This window comes from Gemmobacter lutimaris, assembly GCF_003570715.1.
Lineage (GTDB): Bacteria > Pseudomonadota > Alphaproteobacteria > Rhodobacterales > Rhodobacteraceae > Gemmobacter > Gemmobacter lutimaris.
Genome location: NZ_QXXQ01000044.1, coordinates 1 through 2,804 on the forward strand (window position 1 = coordinate 1; position 2,804 = coordinate 2,804).

Sequence of the window (2,804 nt, forward strand, 5' to 3'; positions counted from 1 at the left end):
CACCGCCAAACCTAGAAAAGACCCGTCAACGATACAAAAAACACCCTGTCGCGGGGTGGAGCAGCCCGGTAGCTCGTCAGGCTCATAACCTGAAGGCCGCAGGTTCAAATCCTGCCCCCGCAACCAACACTGATTTGTCAATCATATCAACACCTTGAAGCTCCGCTCCCGCGGAGCTTTTGTCGTTTTGGCCGCCCGCCGCCATTCGGGCTATCCGGTGAACCGGGGCGCCCGTGGCCAGGAGCAGCAGGCTCGCCAGCGCGCCGTGAAGGTCCACCGTCAGACCACTCCCGTCCGCGCGCGGGGTCAGCACGATCTTCTCGATCAGCCCCCGGATCGCTTCCCGGGCTTCTTCCATTCCCTCGCTGTCGGCGAGGCCCCGGATCAGGGCTGCGACCCGCTCCCGGTAAGTCTCGGACATCTTCGGGTGCAGCCGGACCGGGGCAGCGGAGGAGTCGGCTTGAGCCAACTGCCCTTCCAGTTCCTTCCGCCGCGCGTCCAGAGCGATCATCTTGTCCTTCACCTGGTCCGCAGGAACTCCGGCGATGATCGCGTCCACCAGTTTGCCATGGTCGCGTTTGGTGGTGGCGAGGTCCTTCTCCAGCGTCGTGCGGGTCGAGGTGGCCGCTGACGCGAGTCGATTCCGTTCCGCCGTATAGGCCTCGCAGAAGGCCGTAACGGCCTCTGGGTCCATCAGGTGATGGGCCAGCGCGTCGAGGACCCGCGCTTCCAGATCCTTCTGTTTTATGGTCGTCATGTTCGTGCAGATCGCCTTGCCCTTGTTCCGGGCCGCCGAGCAGCCGAACGAATCCTTCTGCACCTTGGAGAACCCCGCTCCGCAGCAGCCGCATTCCATCAGACCCGAAAACAACGTCCGGGGCCTCCGCCGGTCCCAGACCGGAACACCCGTCTCCTTCGACTTCAGCGCGCCCTGCCGGGTCCGGACCTTCTCCCAGAGGGCATCGTCGATGATCCGGAGGTCGGGCACCTCGGTGATTACCCAGTCGCTCTCCGGGTTGAGACGAGAAACCCGTTTGCCGGTCGCCGGATCCTTCACATAGCGCAACCGGTTCCAGATCTGGCGACCGATGTAGGCCGAATTATTGATGATACCGGTGCCCCTCTCGCGGTTGCCGTGAATGGTCGAAGCGCCCCATTCGCCGCCCTGCGGGCCGGGGATGCCTTCGACGTTCAGCGCCTCGGCGATCTTCTTCGGCGAAATGCCCTTCGCGTAGTCCTGGAAGATGCGCCGCACCACGGCCGCTTCCCCATTGTTAATCGTCCTGTCCCCCCGGATCGGATCGCCATTCGGGGTGATCTGGTGCACGGCGGAATAGCCATAGGTCAGACCGCCGGCGGACTTGCCAGCAAGTGCCCTCCCCTTGAGGCCTCGGTGGGTTTTGACGGCCAGATCCTTGAGAAAAAGCGCGTTCATCGTGCCCTTGAGGCCGATGTGCATCTCGCTGATGGCGCCCTCCGACACCGTCTCGATCATGACTTCTGCGAACAGGAGCGACTGGTAGATCTGGGCGATATCGGCCTGGTTGCGGCTCAGGCGATCCAGGCCCTCGCTGATCACCACATCAAACAGCCCGCTGCGCCCGTCCCGCAGAAGCTTCTGCATCCCAGAGCGCATCAGGCTCGCGCCCGACACGGCCCGGTCCGAATAGGTCTCGACCACCTTCAGTCCCTGCCGCGCCGCGTATTCCCGGCACGACCGGATCTGGTCTTCGATCGAGGCGTCACGCTGCATGTCCGTCGAAAACCTGGCGTAGATCGCTGCGCGCAACTGTCCCGTCATTCCCGTTCCCCCGTCTCATTCGCTTCGACCTGCCGCTGGCGCAGCGCCGCGGCATGCTCCAGTTGCGCCGCCCCCCGCGCCAAGGCCCGGATCATCTCCAGCCATTGGGCCCGTTCCGCTGAGATCGTCCCCATCGCGTCGGGCTGCGTCCCAGTCTGGTCGGCCCGACCATCCTGCCTGACCCGCTTCTGAAGCCGCCGCCCAGGCTCCTTGGTATCCCGGGCGTTCTCGGCGGGGCGCGCCATGCGCCCGGTTCCCTGTTCCGTCTCCTCCCGGGCCGCGCCCGTCTCATGCTGCGTCCGCGCAGCTGCCTTCCGTGTCATCCATGGTCATCCTGCCTTTCCGGCCCCCGGTTCTGGGTAGCGTTCAAGAACAAGTGTGAATGGAGCTTCTGCCCCCACGGGCCACACGGCCCGCATCACAAGAATAGTCTACGTCCCCTGCCGGCGTCCCGGCCGAAACAGGTTGGCCACCTCGAAAGATGTGGACAACCGCCTGCTGTCGTCCACCCGGACCCGTTCACACGGGACCGAAGAGATCCAGCTGCCGCGCATCGCACGGCATCGTCTTCCGCTTCCTACGCGGCCGGGGCGGGATGGAACCGCGACCGCCGATCTTCCCTTCTCCGGCCTGAGCGCCCCGGATGTCATCGGGCGCGCGCCCCTCGCACAGGCGCTTCGCGAACCCCTTCAAGATTTCTGCGGCCCAGACCGGAACCCATACCGAAACCCTACACATACCCGCCGCCTTCTTGCGTTCCGCCGAGGCCGCGCTGTACTTGCGATGTTTGGCCTTGTAGGTCGCAAGGCTTTGCTTCGTTTTGCCCCCGATCGCCTTCGAAATCGTCGTAATGTCCTTGGCCATGATGGCCTCCGCTAGGGTCAGGACCCATTGATTCGCTTGAAGTCGCCGTCGCTGCGTGATTCACGCATCCGAACTGACGGGGGTGACGATGAGCAATCTTTTCTGGCTGACCGAAGAGCAGATGGAGCGGTTGAGGCCG

3 protein-coding genes and 1 tRNA gene are annotated in these 2,804 nt (G+C 64.2%); 1 reads left to right on the forward strand and 3 read right to left on the reverse strand.

Annotation, left to right across the window (positions count from 1 at the left end; genetic code table 11):
• Window positions 1-49: 49 nt before the first annotated feature.
• Window positions 50-126 (forward strand) — tRNA-Met (locus D2N39_RS22330).
• Here D2N39_RS22330 and D2N39_RS22335 read toward each other — a convergent pair.
• The 3 genes from D2N39_RS22335 to D2N39_RS22345 form a co-directional block, all read right to left on the reverse strand.
• A complete protein-coding gene (locus tag D2N39_RS22335; RefSeq protein WP_119136912.1) occupies window positions 83-1,801 on the reverse strand; it encodes a recombinase family protein in 1,719 nt (572 codons plus the stop codon). The genes D2N39_RS22330 and D2N39_RS22335 overlap by 44 nt on opposite strands.
• Entirely contained in the window at window positions 1,798-2,124 is a 327-nt protein-coding gene (locus D2N39_RS22340; RefSeq protein ID WP_119136910.1) for a hypothetical protein, read from the reverse strand. The genes D2N39_RS22335 and D2N39_RS22340 overlap by 4 nt, the downstream gene beginning before the upstream one ends.
• 196 nt (window positions 2,125-2,320) lie before the next feature.
• Window positions 2,321-2,665, reverse strand: a complete 345-nt coding sequence (locus D2N39_RS22345; RefSeq protein ID WP_119136911.1) for a hypothetical protein — start codon at window positions 2,663-2,665, stop codon at window positions 2,321-2,323.
• Between the last annotated feature and the right edge of the window lie 139 nt (window positions 2,666-2,804).